Origin of the sequence: Aeromonas sp. L_1B5_3, assembly GCF_963866575.1 — a bacterium.
GTDB lineage: Bacteria > Pseudomonadota > Gammaproteobacteria > Enterobacterales > Aeromonadaceae > Aeromonas > Aeromonas jandaei.
In genome coordinates this window covers 21517-36336 of record NZ_CAWMDN010000139.1, presented here as the reverse complement: position 1 = coordinate 36336, position 14820 = coordinate 21517, and the positions used below count along the sequence as shown (strand labels likewise).

15 protein-coding genes are annotated in these 14820 nt (G+C 61.5%); 5 read left to right on the top strand and 10 right to left on the bottom strand.

Features of this window, described 5'->3' with window-relative positions; genetic code table 11:
• Positions 1-90: 90 nt before the first annotated feature.
• The 3 genes from AACR93_RS18540 to AACR93_RS18530 all read left to right on the top strand — a co-directional run bounded on the left by AACR93_RS18540 (position 91) and on the right by AACR93_RS18530 (position 2420).
• The gene (locus AACR93_RS18540) at positions 91-267 is read left to right on the top strand and encodes a hypothetical protein (protein ID WP_104015927.1); all 177 of its coding nucleotides are present in this window, start codon (positions 91-93) and stop codon (positions 265-267) included.
• 150 nt (positions 268-417) lie between these two features.
• Positions 418-1686, top strand: a complete 1269-nt coding sequence (locus AACR93_RS18535) for an O-acetylhomoserine aminocarboxypropyltransferase/cysteine synthase family protein (protein ID WP_043849743.1) — start codon at positions 418-420, stop codon at positions 1684-1686.
• 107 nt (positions 1687-1793) lie between these two features.
• Positions 1794-2420 carry a glutathione S-transferase family protein gene (locus AACR93_RS18530; RefSeq protein WP_043849742.1) on the top strand — a complete coding sequence of 209 codons (627 nt, stop codon included), beginning with the start codon at positions 1794-1796 and terminating at the stop codon, positions 2418-2420.
• 66 nt (positions 2421-2486) lie between these two features.
• On the opposite strand, the gene AACR93_RS18525 is transcribed toward AACR93_RS18530, so the two are convergent.
• Complete coding sequence (locus AACR93_RS18525) at positions 2487-3386, bottom strand: DMT family transporter (RefSeq protein ID WP_043849741.1); 900 nt, start codon at positions 3384-3386, stop codon at positions 2487-2489.
• 72 nt (positions 3387-3458) lie between these two features.
• A complete protein-coding gene (locus tag AACR93_RS18520) occupies positions 3459-3899 on the bottom strand; it encodes a DUF2214 family protein (protein WP_033115539.1) in 441 nt (146 codons plus the stop codon).
• Positions 3900-4027: 128 nt separating this feature from the next.
• On the opposite strand from AACR93_RS18520, the gene AACR93_RS18515 reads away from it, so the two are divergent.
• Complete coding sequence (locus tag AACR93_RS18515) at positions 4028-5626, top strand: sensor domain-containing diguanylate cyclase (protein ID WP_231556880.1); 1599 nt, start codon at positions 4028-4030, stop codon at positions 5624-5626.
• Positions 5627-5716: 90 nt separating this feature from the next.
• Here AACR93_RS18515 and AACR93_RS18510 read toward each other — a convergent pair whose 3' ends face one another.
• From AACR93_RS18510 to AACR93_RS18485, 6 genes are read right to left on the bottom strand one after another with little or no spacing between them, the layout of a single operon-like run.
• Positions 5717-6376: an HAD family hydrolase gene (locus AACR93_RS18510; protein ID WP_043849739.1), complete on the bottom strand. Its 660-nt coding sequence runs from the start codon at positions 6374-6376 to the stop codon at positions 5717-5719.
• Between the two features lie 39 nt (positions 6377-6415).
• The gene (locus tag AACR93_RS18505) at positions 6416-7423 is read right to left on the bottom strand and encodes an ABC transporter ATP-binding protein (protein ID WP_043849738.1); all 1008 of its coding nucleotides are present in this window, start codon (positions 7421-7423) and stop codon (positions 6416-6418) included.
• A 6-nt stretch (positions 7424-7429) separates the two neighbouring features.
• Complete coding sequence (locus tag AACR93_RS18500) at positions 7430-8206, bottom strand: ABC transporter permease (RefSeq protein WP_042648076.1); 777 nt, start codon at positions 8204-8206, stop codon at positions 7430-7432.
• Positions 8199-9098, bottom strand: coding sequence for an ABC transporter permease (locus AACR93_RS18495; RefSeq protein WP_043849737.1), 900 nt, complete (start codon positions 9096-9098; stop codon positions 8199-8201). The genes AACR93_RS18500 and AACR93_RS18495 overlap by 8 nt, the downstream gene beginning before the upstream one ends.
• Complete coding sequence (locus tag AACR93_RS18490) at positions 9098-9931, bottom strand: alkaline phosphatase family protein (RefSeq protein ID WP_043849736.1); 834 nt, start codon at positions 9929-9931, stop codon at positions 9098-9100. Before AACR93_RS18490 ends, AACR93_RS18495 begins: the two co-directional genes overlap by 1 nt.
• A 9-nt stretch (positions 9932-9940) precedes the next feature.
• Complete coding sequence (locus AACR93_RS18485; RefSeq protein WP_043849735.1) at positions 9941-10987, bottom strand: ABC transporter substrate-binding protein; 1047 nt, start codon at positions 10985-10987, stop codon at positions 9941-9943.
• Between the two features lie 212 nt (positions 10988-11199).
• On the opposite strand from AACR93_RS18485, the gene AACR93_RS18480 reads away from it, so the two are divergent.
• Positions 11200-12012 carry a UTRA domain-containing protein gene (locus AACR93_RS18480; RefSeq protein WP_043849734.1) on the top strand — a complete coding sequence of 271 codons (813 nt, stop codon included), beginning with the start codon at positions 11200-11202 and terminating at the stop codon, positions 12010-12012.
• A gap of 40 nt (positions 12013-12052) precedes the next feature.
• On the opposite strand, the gene AACR93_RS18475 is transcribed toward AACR93_RS18480, so the two are convergent.
• Together AACR93_RS18475 and dcuC are read right to left on the bottom strand one after the other, a co-directional pair.
• Complete coding sequence (locus tag AACR93_RS18475) at positions 12053-12817, bottom strand: helix-turn-helix domain-containing protein (RefSeq protein WP_041210060.1); 765 nt, start codon at positions 12815-12817, stop codon at positions 12053-12055.
• Positions 12818-13247: 430 nt separating this feature from the next.
• Positions 13248-14618 (bottom strand): C4-dicarboxylate transporter DcuC, encoded by a 1371-nt coding sequence (gene dcuC / locus AACR93_RS18470; RefSeq protein WP_033115529.1) that lies wholly within the window; start codon positions 14616-14618, stop codon positions 13248-13250.
• Positions 14619-14820: the final 202 nt, after the last annotated feature.

The following is a 14820-nucleotide window of genomic DNA, read 5'->3' as shown; positions in this document are numbered from 1 at the left end:
AATCATTCATTCAAAAGTCATCAGTTTTTACTTCCGCATTTTAACTCAATACTGACGATGACGCTGAGCAACAACATAAGGAGCCTCACCATGAACCATCACATCGAGCCCAAACCGAACCGGATCCAGCAGATCCTGCGCCGTTACTTCAAGCGGATCCTGCCGCGCCCGCTGCCACTTATCGAAGATCCCATGCAGCAGCTCAACCGCCTGATGCAGTGGGATATGAACCAGATCGACGACAAGGAGTATCGCCGCCGTCTCTGAGTGCGAGCCGTGCCAGCCAATCGGGATGCGCATCCCCTGCGGGAGCAATTGCTTTGCCGGATCTTGCTGTTTACATCGGCCACGGGCCTGATAGATTGGACGTCTATCCATCTATAACTGCCATAAGCAACATCCAACAAGGAGTGTGTGATGAAAGATGCGACCCTGGCCCTGCACCACGGCTTTACCAACGACCCCACCACCAAGGCCGTTGCCGTCCCCATCTACCAGACGGTGGCCTACGAGTTCGAGAGCGCCCAGCACGGGGCGGATCTGTTCAATCTGGCGGTGCCGGGCAATATCTACACCCGCATCATGAACCCCACCAACGATGTGCTGGAGCAGCGGATGGCCGCGCTGGAAGGGGGGATCGCCGCACTGGTAGTCTCGGCAGGTTCTGCCGCCATCACCTATGCCATTCAGGCGCTGACCGCAGCCGGTGACAACATCGTCTCCACTCCCCAGCTCTATGGCGGCACCTACACCTTGTTCGCCCACATGCTGCCGAGTTTCGGGGTCGAGGTGCGCTTCGCCAGGGATGACAGCGCCGAAGCCATCGCCGCCCTCATCGACGACAAGACCAAGGCGGTCTACTGCGAGAGCATCGGCAATCCGGCGGGCAACATCGTCGATCTGGCCGCGCTGGCCAAGGCAGCCCATGCCCGCGGCGTGCCGCTCATCGTCGACAACACGGTCGCCACCCCGGTGCTCTGCAAACCGATCGAACATGGCGCTGACATCGTCGTCCACAGCCTGACCAAATATGTCGGCGGCCACGGCAACTCGCTGGGTGGCGTCATCGTCGACTCGGGCAAGTTCCCCTGGGCGGATCACGCCGAGCGCTTCCCGCAGCTGACCAAACCCGAGCCCTCCTACCACGGAGTGGTCTATACCGAGGCCTTTGGCCCGGCTGCCTTTATCGGGCGGGTACGCACAGTGCCGCTGCGCAATACCGGCGCAGCGCTGGCGCCGATGAACGCCTTCCTGCTGCTGCAGGGGTTGGAGACCCTGAGCCTGCGCATGGAGCGCCACGTCGACAACGCCCTGCGGGTCGCCAACCACCTCAAGCATCACCCCAAGGTGGCATGGGTCAGCTATGCAGGTCTGCCGGGTCACCCGCACTATCTGCTGGCGGAGAAGTACATGGCCGGTCGCCCCTCGGCGATTCTCTCGTTCGGCCTGAAGGAGGGTTATGAAGCAGGCGTGCGTTTCTACGATGCGCTCAAGATCTTCAAACGGCTGGTCAACATCGGCGATGCCAAGTCGCTGGCCTGCCACCCCGCCTCCACCACCCATCGCCAGCTGAGCGAGGAGGAGCAGGCCAAGGCAGGAGTCAAACCCGAGATGATCCGGCTGTCGGTCGGGATTGAGGCGATCGAGGACATACTGGCGGATCTGGATCAGGCGCTGGAGGCATAAGTCAGTCAACGAGAGAGAGCGGGCATCAGCCCGCTCTTTTTTACTGCCGGTGAACCGCCCCCCTCGCCCGCTCGTATACCCGATCCTGCCATCGAATCGAGGTCGTTATGATAGTTCTGCACCACCTGAACAAATCCCGCTCCCAACGCATCATCTGGCTGCTCGAAGAGCTGGGCCAGCCCTATGAGATCAAGGCGTATCAGCGCGATGCCACCACCTTTCTGGCACCGCCCGAGCTAAAAGCCATTCACCCCCTCGGCAAGTCGCCGGTCATCGAGTTCGACGGCCGGGTGCTGGCAGAATCGGGCGCCATCACCGAATACCTGATTGCCCGCCACGCTCCGGAACGGCTGGCTCCGGCCACCGACAGCACGGAGTATGCCGAATATCTGCAGTGGCTCCACTTCGCCGAGAGCTCGGGCATCCTGCCGCTGCTGCTGGATATGTTCGTGCGCAAGGATGGCAGCCCGATGCGCTTCCTGCCGGACTACGCCAAGGCGGAGTGTGCCAAGGTGCTGGGCTATCTCAACGATGTGATGGCGAATCGCCACTATCTGGTGGGGGATCGCCTCTCCGGCGCCGACATCATGAACTCCTTCCTGGTGGATCTGCTGGCACAAAGCGGCCAGCTGGCCCACTTCCCGCACCTGCAAGCCTACTGGCAGCGCCTCAATACCCATCCTGCCCGCCAGAAGGCCATGGAGCTGGAACGCGAGCTGGATCAACGCCCCTGACCGAACAGCCACCATGTAAAACGCCCCGACAGTCGGGGCGTTTTTGTTATGCAGGCAGAGCGCGGTTTACTTGGCCAGCGGCACCTTGTCGCGGCGCGACTTCCACCACCAGCGCAGCCGGATCTGGGAGATCAGCATCCCCGCCAGCATCAGCGAACAGCCCGCCACCGTCTGCTCATCCAGCGTTTCGCCCAGCAGCAACACGCCACCCACGGCGGCGAAGACGGTCTCCAGACTGAGAATGATGGCGGCATGGGCCGGATGGGCACCGCGCTGCCCCAGCACCTGCAGGGTATAGCCAACCCCCACCGAGACCAGACCGGCGTAGAGCAGCGCCTGCCAACCGGCAACCGCCCCGGCCACCGTCGGCGTCTCGATGATGAAGGCGGTCACGAGGCTGAGCAGACCGCACACCACAAACTGCACGCAAGCCAGCTTGATGGGGGCCACCCGATTGGAGTAGTGATCAACCAGCAGCAGATGGATCGCCCAGAACAGGGCGCCAATCACCTGCAGCAGATCGCCAAAGCCGATGGAAAAGTCATCCGTCACGCTCAGCAGATAGAGACCGGCCAGCGCGATAAGCGCGCCAATCCAGGTGTTGGTGCCGGTCTTGTGGTGCAGCAGCAACCCCAGCACAGGCACCAGAATGATGTAGAGCCCGGTGATAAAACCGGCCTTGGCGGCCGTAGTGTAGAGCAGCCCCACCTGTTGCAGGGAGGCGGCGCAGAACAGCACCAGTCCGGCCAGCACACCACCGGTCAGCAGTTGGCGATGATCGCCCGTGACGGCAACAGGTTGTCGGGATTTGAGCCACCAGAGCAGCGGCAGCAGAGAGAAGGCGCCGAGCAGAAAGCGCAGGCCATTGAAGGTGTATGGTCCCATATGATCCATCCCGAGACGCTGGGCGACAAAGCCCATGCCCCAGATGGTGGCAGCCATCAGCAACATCAGATTGGAACGCATGATGATTCATCCTTAAATCAGCGTTTTGCGGGTTATCTGATCCAAGATACCCGTCTCCCCACCCTCTTGTCTTTATGGCAGTGGATGTTTTACCAACAGGGCGAAGAGCAGCACCAGCAACATGTTGCCACGCAGGATCCAGATCACCCGGAATTGCTGCTGGATGGAGATCATCGGCGCGCGACCCAGCCGCAGGGAGCGGCGCCAGCGGTAGAAGAGACGGCTGGGGTAATCGAGCGACCCGACGATCACCAGAAAAAGCAGGGTCTGCATGCCGTGAGCCGGGTGGGCAAAGAGAGCCGCCAGCGAGCCGGCATGTTCGAGCGCCAGCAGACAACCGGTGGCAAAGATGCCGAACAGGGCCAGTGCCGAGACCCCGTCCACCACCAGCAGACGGCGCACTCGCACCATGTTGAGCCCTCGGCGAAAAATGAGGTATTCGATGCACAGGGCGAGCAGCAGCAGAATAATGCTGCCGTCATGGAGATGGCAGAGCAGAGAATGATTGAGCATCAGCAAATTCTCACTTTCTGCCTTTAGACGAGCAGAGCGGCATCATATATGCTGGTCTCACTCGAGCTGAAAAGGATCTCTTCATGCCCCGCGGTACGTCCAGGAATACGTGGTCATTAATCTCCCGCATGCGGTTGGGCCTCCTCCTGCTCTTTATCCCTGTTTTACTGCTGGGCAGCATCTACTACCTGCATATGGAGCGCACCCTGCGCAACGAGCAGGAACAAAACCTGGTGGCCCGCAATACCCAATATCTGCACACCCTGCTCGAACCCTATCTGGAGACGCTCAAACGCCAGTTTACGCTGATTTACCAGCAGGTAAATTATCAGGACTTCATTGAGCCGACCATTCGCAACGGCGAGCACTATCTGCAGGCGTGGCGGGCCTATCACAAGGTGATGGAGCTCGACTATGTCTATGTCGGCACCGAGTATCGCAAGATGCTGATCCACCCTGCATGGCAGGCTGACGAAAGGTTCGATCCCCGGGTTCGCCCCTGGTACAAGCTGGCGGCCAGCCACCCCGGCCAGATTGTCTTTACCGACCCCTACTACGACTACACCCTCGGCACCCTCACCATGGCGCTGGCACGGGTCATCCTGACCCCGGACGGCAAACGGGTCGGTGTGCTCTCCCTCGATACCCAGCTCACTCCGCTCGCCAGCTGGCTCAACAACAAACGCGGTGTGGATTATCACGACGGGCGGGGTTATCAGATGCTGATCAACCACGAGGGGCTGGTGCTGGCTCACCCGGATCGCGCCCGCGTCTTCAAACCGCTGGCCGACCCCGCATGGCTGACACGGATGAAGGGCGATCAGGGCTTCTTCCTCGATGAGGCGAGCGGCCAGATGGTCGCCTACAACCGCATTCCCGAGCAGCGCTGGGTTCTGCTCAGCGTCGAGCCTACCGCCAGCATGGAAAGGGTCATCGACAGCGTCTCCGTCAACGTGCAGCTGATGATCGGCGTTGCCTGCGTACTCTATCTGCTGCTCGCCATGCTCTGGTCACGCTACTTCCGCCGCATGCTGGGCGAGATCACCCTGCTGATCCGGGCCAGCCGCTCCGGCGGTATCGCCTACAACGGCCGCCGCATGCTGGAGCTGGCCAAGGTCTACGAAGAGATGGATGCCGCCAGCCAGGACTTCGCCCAGATCCGGCTGCAAGCCAATCAGGACAAGCTCACCGGCCTCTACAACCGCCGCTTCTTCGACGAGTGCCTGCAACAGCAGATCAAGCAGGGCCAACCCTTCGGGCTGGTGATGTTCGATCTCGACAACTTCAAACGGGTCAACGACACCTTCGGCCACCAGACCGGTGACGTGGTGCTCAAGCGGGTGGGCAAACTCGGCATGCGACTGTTCCACGACTGGGGCTGGTTCTGCCGCTATGGTGGCGAGGAGCTGGTGCTCATCTTCCGCTACGGCGAGGATCAACCCATGCTCCCCTCCCTGCTGGAGACCTTCAGGATCGGGGTGGAGCAGCTGGAGTGGCGCGAGGTGGATCTCACCATCACCATCAGCGGCGGCGTCGCCTTCAGCAAACCCGGTATGTCTGGCAAAGATCTGATCGAGCTGGCAGACAACGCCGTTTATCGTGCCAAGCGGGAGGGGAAAAACCGCATCTGCTTCCCGCAAAACGGCGAACAGACAGCGCAGCCGGATGAACCGCGTCCCGCAGACAAGGCGTCTGATGAGGAGCCGCTACGCGCCAACGAGGCATGACAGCCAACAGCAGCGCTCAGATAACAAGAAAGAGGCCTTCCGGCCTCTCTCTGTTTTCATCACCACTTTTTCATCACCACCAACTGGCACTCAAAGCTGGCGCTGCCACTCCAGCACGGGCCAGCCCAGCTCCTCGGCCTGCTGGCGCAGCGCAGGGGCCGGATTGACCGCATGGGGATGGCTCACCGCCCGCAGCATGGGCAGATCATTGTGGGAGTCGCTGTAACCAAAGCTCCCCTGCCAGAGCTGTTCCCGCCCGGCAAACAGCTGGTTGATGCGGGCCACCTTGCCCTCGCGAAAACTGAGGGTGCCACGGGTCTGGCCGGTCAGCATGCCGGACTCTTCATCGAGCAGGATGGCGACACAGTGCTCCATCCCCAGCATCCGCGCCATGGGGGCCACCAGATGTTCGCCGGAGGCGGAGATGAGCACCAGCTCGTCGCCACGCTGGCGGTGCCACTCGATACGTGCCAGCCCCTCTGGATAGATGCGCTCGCGCAGCACCTGCTCGGCAAAGCGGCTACAGAGCGAGTCGAGCCACTGGCGCGTCTTGCCCGCCAGCGGTTGCAGGGTGAAGGCCATGTACTGGTGCATGTCCATCTTGCCCTGATGGTAGAGGGACATCATCCCCTGCTCCTCGGCAATCATGCTGGCGGGGGCCAGCTCCTCGGCCACCATGTACGCCAGCCAGAGGCTGGCGGAATCCCCGGCAATCAGGGTCTCGTCCAGATCAAACAGTGCCAGTGCCATGGGCGCTCCTCGCAGTGAAAATGGAAATGAAATGCCGCCTCATGCTACCTCACAGAGCTGATCCCGGGCCACCACCAGCGTCACGGCGCGCCCCACCGGCAGCAGCTCGCGGGCCGAGCGGTTGAGGCAATCTACCGTCAGTACGCCTGCCTCGCAGGTCACTTGATAGCGGATGACGTTACCAAGCAGCTGTTGCCCGCTGATCACCCCCGGCAGGTTCGGCTCGTCGCTGTGAGCGCCGGCCGGCAGCAGGGAGAGGGATTCGGGTCGCAGCGCCAGCTTGCCCTGAAAACGGGGGCCAAACAGCGACTTGCCCTGCTCGGCGCCAAGCAGGTTGTAGTTGCCGATAAAGCTCGCTACAAACTCGCTGGCGGGACGGGTATAGATCTCCTCCGGTGTACCGCTCTGGACGATGGATCCCTTGTTCATCAGGAAGATCCTGTCCGACATGGTCAACGCCTCCTCCTGATCGTGGGTCACGAAGATGGTGGTGAGCTCGAGGCGCTGCTGGATCTCGCGGATCTGCTGGCGCAGGCTGCGGCGGATGCGGGCATCCAGCGCCGAGAGCGGCTCATCCAGCAGCAGGATCCGCGGCTGCACCACCAACGCCCGGGCCAGCGCTACCCGCTGGCGCTGGCCACCGGAGAGCTCGGCCGGATAGCGGCGCTCGAAACCGGTCAGCTCCACCAGCTCAAGCGCCTCCTGCACGCTGGCGGCGAGATCCCGCCCCGGCTGGGGCTTCATCTTGAGGCCGAAGGCAACGTTGTCCCACACCGTCATGTTGGGGAAGAGCGCATAGCTCTGGAACACCATGCCGATGCCCCGCTTCTGGGGCTCCTGCCAGGTGATATCTTCACCGGCCACCCGCACCTGACCGCCATCCACCGGGGTGAGCCCGGCCAGCGCCCGCAGCAGGGTGGATTTGCCGCAGCCGGAGGGGCCGAGCAGGGTCACCAGCTCCCCCTTGCGAATGCCGAATTCGATCCCCTCGAACACTCTGGTATCGCCGTAGGATTTGTGCAGTTGATTCACTTCTAGATGGAACATGTTGATTCACCGATGAAATCTGTTGGCCGCCCAGGTGAGCAGCAGGGTCAGCAGGAAGTAGCTCATCACCAGCGCACTGGTGAAGTGGCCCGAGGTGGCGCGCATGTTGTAGAGGTAGACCTGCAGGGTCTCGTAGCGGGTGCCCACCAGCATGTTGGCAAACACGAACTCGCCGAGCAGGAAGGAGAGGGAGAGAAACAGCGCCGCCAGCAATCCCTTGCGCAGGCAGGGGATCACCACCAGCAGAAAGGCGCGCCGACTGCTCGCCCCCAGCAGGTGGGCGGCATCCATCAGATCTTTCAGCGGCACTCCTTGCAGGCTGTTGGCCAGCGCCCGGTACATGAAGGGGAGCACCACGGTAAACCAGGTGCCGATCAGGATCCACGGCGTGCCGATAATGGGCAGAACACCGTCGGCATAGATCTGCAGCAGCCCGACTGAGGAGACCACAGGCGGCACCGCGAAGGGGAGCAGGATCAACAGGTTCATCCAGGGATCCAGCTTGGGGAAGTAGTAGGCCACCACCAGCACAGTCGGCACCAGCACCAGGGTCCCCAGCAGCAGGGTGGCGAAGCAGACCAGGAGGCTGCGGCCAAACGCTGCCAGAAAGCGCGGATCGCCCCACAGTTTGAGATACCAGTCGAGGGTGAAGCCGTCCGGCAGCAGGGTCGCCCCCCAGCGGGTGGAGATGGAGTAGAGAAACGTGGCCAACAGCGGCAGCAGCAGGGTGGCGACCAGCCCACCCAGCACCCACTTGGGCCAGCGCGGCGTCAAATCATGCATGGGATTGCCCCTTGTTCACATAGCTCTTTTTCAGCAGCCACTGGTTGGCGGCCGTCACTACCCCCAGCAGCACCATCAGGATCACCGCCAGCGCCGCCGCCATATTGGGCTCGAGGAAGATATCGCCGGAGACCAGACTGGCCACCCGGATGGTCACCAGATTGAAGTTGCCGGTGGTGAGGGCATAGGCGGAGGCATAGGCCCCCACCGCGTTGGCAAACAGGATGATCAGGGTGCCGAGCAGGGCTGGAGTCAGCACCGGCAGCGCCACGTGCCAGACATACTGCCCCTTGCTCGCGCCGAGCAACGCGGCCGCTTGCGGCCACTCATCCTGCAGCGCATCGAAGGCCGGATAGAGCAGCAGCAGGGCGAGCGGGATCTGGAAGTAGGTGTAGATGAGGATAAGGCCGCTGCCCGAGTAGAGGTTGAAGCCGTCGATCAATCCCCAGGATTTCAGCAGCAGGGTCACAGCACCGTTGATGCCGAGAATGATGATGAAGGCGAATGCCAGCGGCACACCGCTGAAGTTGCCGGTCATGGTGACAAAGGCCAGCAGCACCCGCTTGACCCGCTCGCCGCTGTGGCGCAGCGCCGCCGCCCCGAGGGTGCCGATGGCAAGCCCCGCCAGACTGGCGATACCAGCGATGCGCAACGAGTTGCCGAACGATTGCAGGTAGAAGGGGGAGCTCAAAATCTCCCGGTAGTAGTCGATGCCCCAGCCATCCGTGGTTTGGAAACTGCCCACCAGCACCCACACCATGGGGGCAAGCTGGAACAGGATCATCAAGAGGATAAAGGGCAGCAACACCAGCGCGGGCAGCCAGTGGCGACGCACCTTCTGCTTGGTTGCCACAGGTTGATCCTCGAGGATCTCGGTGGTTGCAGGCATCATCAGTGCACCTCGCGCATAAAGGCCGCCTTGAGCAGCGGCGGCGCTGCCGGCTTGTCGTGGGAAATGCCCAGCAGATCGGCCATCAGGGCGCAGAGCTGGGTCTGGGCGATCACCACCCCATCCGGCCAGCGCTCGACGAAGGCATCGCCAAACAGCCAGAGCGGCACGGTGCGCTCTTCCGGCAGGGTGCCGCCGTGGCTCAGGTCGTTGTTCATGCCGTGATCCGAGGTGACTACCACCTGATACCCCTCCGCCAGCCACTGGGGCAGCAGGTCGGCCAGCAGGCTGTCCATGCGGCGCGCCTGATTGCGGTACTGGCGGGAGTCGAAGCCAAACTTGTGGCCCGCATCGTCCACCCCCATCGGGTGGATCAGCAGAAAATCAGGATCGTACTGGCTGCGCAGCCACTCGCCATCCATCAGCAGATGGCTGTCGGGGTAGTTGTCATCCCAGTAGAAGCAGCCGTGCTGGATCGGCAGCTGCTCATCGTGGGTAAAGCGATCGCGGGCCGCCAGCCAGGGGCTCTTGTTGTAAAGCTCGCTCACCCAGTAGTAGGCCGCCGCTGCGGTGCGTTTACCCGCGGCGCGGGCCAGATGGAAGATGGAATCATGCAGACTGAGGCGACTCACCCCGTTGTGGGTGATGCCGCTCATCACCGGCGGCACGCCGGTCAGGATGCACTCGTAGAGGGGTCGGGAGAGAGACGGCAGGGCAGCATTCAGGGTCGTATGCAGGCCACGCCCCGCCTCCACCATGCCACCGAGGTAGCCCATGGTGTGGGCTACCTCGGCTGCCAGACCATCCACAAGTACCACTATCACCTTGTGTTGCACTGGATTCCCTTACTGCATGTTGATCATGACGGTTTCTTGCCACTGACGCGGCAGGGCTTTGGAGCTCTGCTCCCAGGCGGCGTGATCTTGCACCGGCTTGGCATTGGCGTACTGCTCGGCCGGCAGCAGCTTGGCCTTCACGTCATCCGGCAGCGCAACGTTGCTGCGGATGGGGCGAGCGTAGCCACGGGCCAGGTTGATCTGACCGGCATCGGAGAGGATATATTCCCGCGCCAGCTTGGCGGCGTTGGGGTTCTTGGCCCACTTGTTGATGATGGTGGTATAACCGGCGATGACGGAGCCGTCGCTCGGGATCACCACATCAAACTTCTTGGGGTCGATCTGGTCGCGGTAGTTCAATGCGTTGAAGTCCCACAGCACACCCACTTCCACCTCGCCCTTCTCGATGTTGGCGATGGTCGGATCGTTCAGGGAGAGACGACCCTGCTTGGCCAGCTGGCCGAACAGCTCCAGTGCAGGTTTCAGATTCTTCTCGCTGCCGCCGGTGGCATAGGCCGCCGCCAGCACGCCGTTGTTGGCCTGGGAGGCTACGCCCACATCACCCAGGGTCACCTTGTAGTCGCCACCCAGCAGGGATTGCCAGCTGGTGGGGGCCGCCTTGACCAGATCCTTGTTGATCAGGAAGGCGATGGTGCCGGTATAGGCCAGCATCCAGTGACCGTCCGCATCCTTCGCCCAGTTGGGAATATCAGCCCAGGTGGAGGGCTTGTAGGGCTGGGTGACCCCCTGCTTGACCGCAACCGGGCCGAAGGCGCCGCCCACGTCGCCGATATCGGCGGTGGCGTTGGCCTTCTCGGCGGCGAACTTGGCGATCTCCTGCGCCGAGCTCATGTCGGTATCCTGATGCTTGATGCCGTAGATGTTGCCCAGCTGCTGCCAGGTATCCTTCCAGTTGGCCCAGCTGTCGGGCATGCCGATACTGCTGAGCTGCCCTTCACCGCGAGCGGCCTTCTCAAGATCTGCGATATTTTCGGCAGCAAACAGCGGTTGGCTGATGGCCACCAGAGCCAGTGCACTTGCGATCACGCTTTTCATCATCCCATCCCTCTGGACTAGGTCAGTTAAGGTTCGAGAGGGATGCTAGAGGGGAAATATGACGGTCGCGGGGCGCTTTGATGGCAGTTTGATGACAATTTCCCTGTCATGTCGCTGTCATCCGCAGCGGTTACAACTCTGAACCCAAGTGAAGCTGGACTACTCCAGCAAGGGTTGAACCAACAAGGGCCAGGCCAGCCCGCACAGCCAGAATGAGCGACAGGGACATGAGCGTGATTGAACCGAGATTGAGCGAACGGCTAGCGGCTGAGGGCCGCGCCTCCAAGTGTGAACAGATTTGCCAGACCCTGCGCCGCTATATCGGCAGCGGCCAGCTGGCGGCGGGGCAGCAGTTGCCCGCCGAACGGGCCCTGAGCGAGCGTTTTGCCACCACCCGCATCACCATCAAGGAGGCGCTATCCAGCCTCGAGGCGGATGGCCTTATCTACCGGGCCGAGCGGCGTGGCTGGTTCGTGGCCCCACCCCGCCTCACCTACGATCCCGCCATCCACACCCACTTTCACCAGTGGATCGGCGAGCAGCAGCGCACCGCCGAAACCCGGGTGCTGGCCCACGGCAGTGAGCTCGCCAGCAGCGAGCTCTGCCGCTGGATGGGGCTGGATCCTTTTACGCCGCTGTATGAAATTCGCCGCCTGCGCCTGATCGACGGTCGCCCGGTGCTCCACGTCAGCCACCATCTGCTGGCCAGCCGCTTTCCCGATATCGCCAGCGCACCGCTGGCCAGCTCCCTCACCGAGCTCTATCAGCAGCGCTATGGCATAGGCCAGGGCGGGGCGAGTCTCGAGATCACCCCCTCGGCGGCGCGCGGCGCCATCGCCCGCGCCCTCAATCTGGCGGAGGGGAGCGCGGTGCTGCGGCTGGTGCGGGTCAACTATGACGAGCGGGGCGCTCTGGTGGACTGCGATATCGAACACTGGCGGCCGGATGCGATCCGTATCTGCCTCGATACCCGGGCATTGCAACCGGCCACAAGCAGATCGCAGACCGTTCAATTCACGGAATAACCAGACATCAACAGAGCGGATCCCGCAGGATCCGCTGGGATCAGTTGTCGATATTGGGGATCATGTCGTCAAAGCTCTGATAGCCGCAGTCGGCCAGTTGCAGCGACATGGTGTAGGTCTTGCGGTGCTCCTGCTGGCCGATGGCGGGGCGGTTGAGCTTGAGCTCCTGATGCCAGTACTCCTTCATCCGCTCGATCAACCCCATCGCCTCGCTCTCGTTGAGATGGAGCTGGCAGAGCGCCAGATAGTTGTTCGACTTGTGCATGTTCTCCACCAGATACTCCCCCAGCATCGACATCGCCTGGCGCGCCTGCTGGCGGGCGAAGCGGCTGTGCTGCTCGAAGCTGATCCGCTCGCTGATGAGGAAGTGGTAGCTGTTGTCGATGCCAAGCTGCAGGATGCCGAGCTTCTCCAGCTTGCGCAGATAGAGGTAGCAGGAGGCATCGGTCAGGCCGTACTCCCTCTTGAGATCGATCAACGTCTTGTCGCGCCAGAAGATGTTGGCCAGAAAGGCGTAGAGGCCCGGCTCGTTGTGAAACGCCTCGTCCTGCTCCTGAGTGAAGACGGCGCGCCGGCTCTGGGCATCCTGAGTGCGCTCCAGCAGCTCCTCGAACGAGAGCCCCACCAGATGGCAGATCTCCAGCAGGGTATCGAACGGCAGGGAGGGCTTGTTCATCATCCGTTTGATGGTGGCAATGGAGACCCCCATCGCCTCCGCCAGCGTTTGATAGCGGATCCCCTTGTCGGTCAGGGTCTTCTTCAGGGTATCGAGGATCTGGGTGGCCAGGGTCTGGCTGTAGCTCACGGGACTCATCCTTGTAGTTGCATCGTGACTGCATGGTTATGCCGCAGCGGGGTCGCCTCTATTTTTACCGCCAAGGCTCAGATATTGACACCAAAAAGATGGTGGTCGCCCATAACCGGCTGAAATGGCGCCGAGGCCTGACCAGTTCCGGTCAACGGTCGCAAAATCTGATACCTGCCAGCGCATATCCTTGAACCGGAAAACATTTTGCTAGTGCTGCATAGCTCATCACGCATACTTTTGTCGTATCGAATTCAAGACCCTTCCTGGTTTAGAAATCGATTGTTTGCTTCCAAATTTGTATTTTTTAAACCGCAAGGTTTTTCCTTTTTCCTGATCTTGAGCGGCGCTTGCAAAAGCACCGCTCTACTCTTTTTTGCGCCATGAAAAACGCCTGCCACAGGGCAGGCGTCAGCAGATGGCAACCCAATCAGATATAGCGAATGGCCGTCAGCGCCATCACCACCGCCATGCTCGCCATCATGGGGACGAAAGTGCGCTTCACCACATCCACCGGGCTCAGGTTGGCGATGCCGGAGACCGTGATGATCACCCCCGCCACCGGCGAGATGGTGCGGCCAATGCCGGCCGCGAACAGGATCGGCACCAGCAGCAACAGCGGGTTGATGTCGAACTGGCTGGAGACCAGCGGCACGATGGGAATAAACGCCATCACCGGGGCGTTGCCCGAGCCGGTGATAAAGGCGGTCAGCAGGATAAAGAGCGAGAAGACCAGCGACAGCCCGAGCGGGTTGAGCTCGAACGACTTGGCCAGATCGATCAGCTGGGTGATGGCGCCGATATTGGTGAGACCGGCGGAGAAGAACTCTGCCGCCAGCATCAGGGTCAGCACGCTGCCGAAGATCATCCCGGTGCCGGTCAGCCAGGCCTCGAAGTTGGCGAACGCCTTGTTGAGGGAGCGGTAGCGCAGCGCCTCGATGATGATGCAGAGGGTCATGGTCGACATCATGGCCACCGGAATGGTCATCTTGATGGCGCTGACAAACAGCTCGGAGAAGCCGAACAAAAAGACGAAGGGGATCACCGGCAGCAGGGCGTAGTAGCCCGGGGTGTTCTCGTGTTTTGCCTCCAGCTCGTGCAGATATTTGCCCCGCTCGGCGGCGGTATCATGGCCATCCTTGCGGTCGCAGTAGCGCTGCCACGCGATATTGACGAAGGGGATGATCACCAGCAGCGCGATCTGGAACAGCAGCTGATGGTTCACCACGAACGGCATCACCTCGATATTGATCGCCTTGGCACCGATCACCGCATTGATCTGGCCGGGGCCAAACTCCCACGCGGTGGGGATGACGATGGTCGCCACCGCCGTCTTGGCGCTGATCCCGGCGTTGCGCAGCAGCGGATAGAGGGTGCCCATCAACAGCAGGGAGAGCGAGGTCGCCCCGGTGATAAAGACATAGAGGATGGAGACCAGCAGCAGGATGATCGCCAGCAATACATAGGGGTTCTTCAGTGCCATGATGGGGCGGGAAGTGGCCTTCACCAGCGCCGCCGAGGCGCCGATCTGGTTGAGGTAGGTGGCCACCCCGGCAATCGCCACCAGGGTCAGACCGGTGGAGGCGAGGCGGGAGTTGGTCACCATGGCGAACTTCTCCCACAGATCGAAGAACCAGAAGCCCTGACTGTTCTCGGCGGGCAGGATCGGATTGATCCCCGCCCACTGGGCATACGCCAGCAGCACCAGACCCGCGGTCAGCAAGGTCGCCTGCGGATTGAACCGCTTGAGCATGGCGTAGGCGACCAGCCCCACCACCACCAGAATCAATATTGTCGACATATTTATTATCCTTGTTGCAGCACCCGTGACGACCCGATTACATCTGATTGTTATTTCTCATAATCGGGATTCGGCAGCGTATCAGCCGCCCCCGGCAAATTGAATTGGTCGGTGTGACCAACACCGCAATAATAAAGATTTAATCAATAGCGAATCGCTCGAAAAAATATTGCCCTAACACACTCCGGATAATCAGAATGTG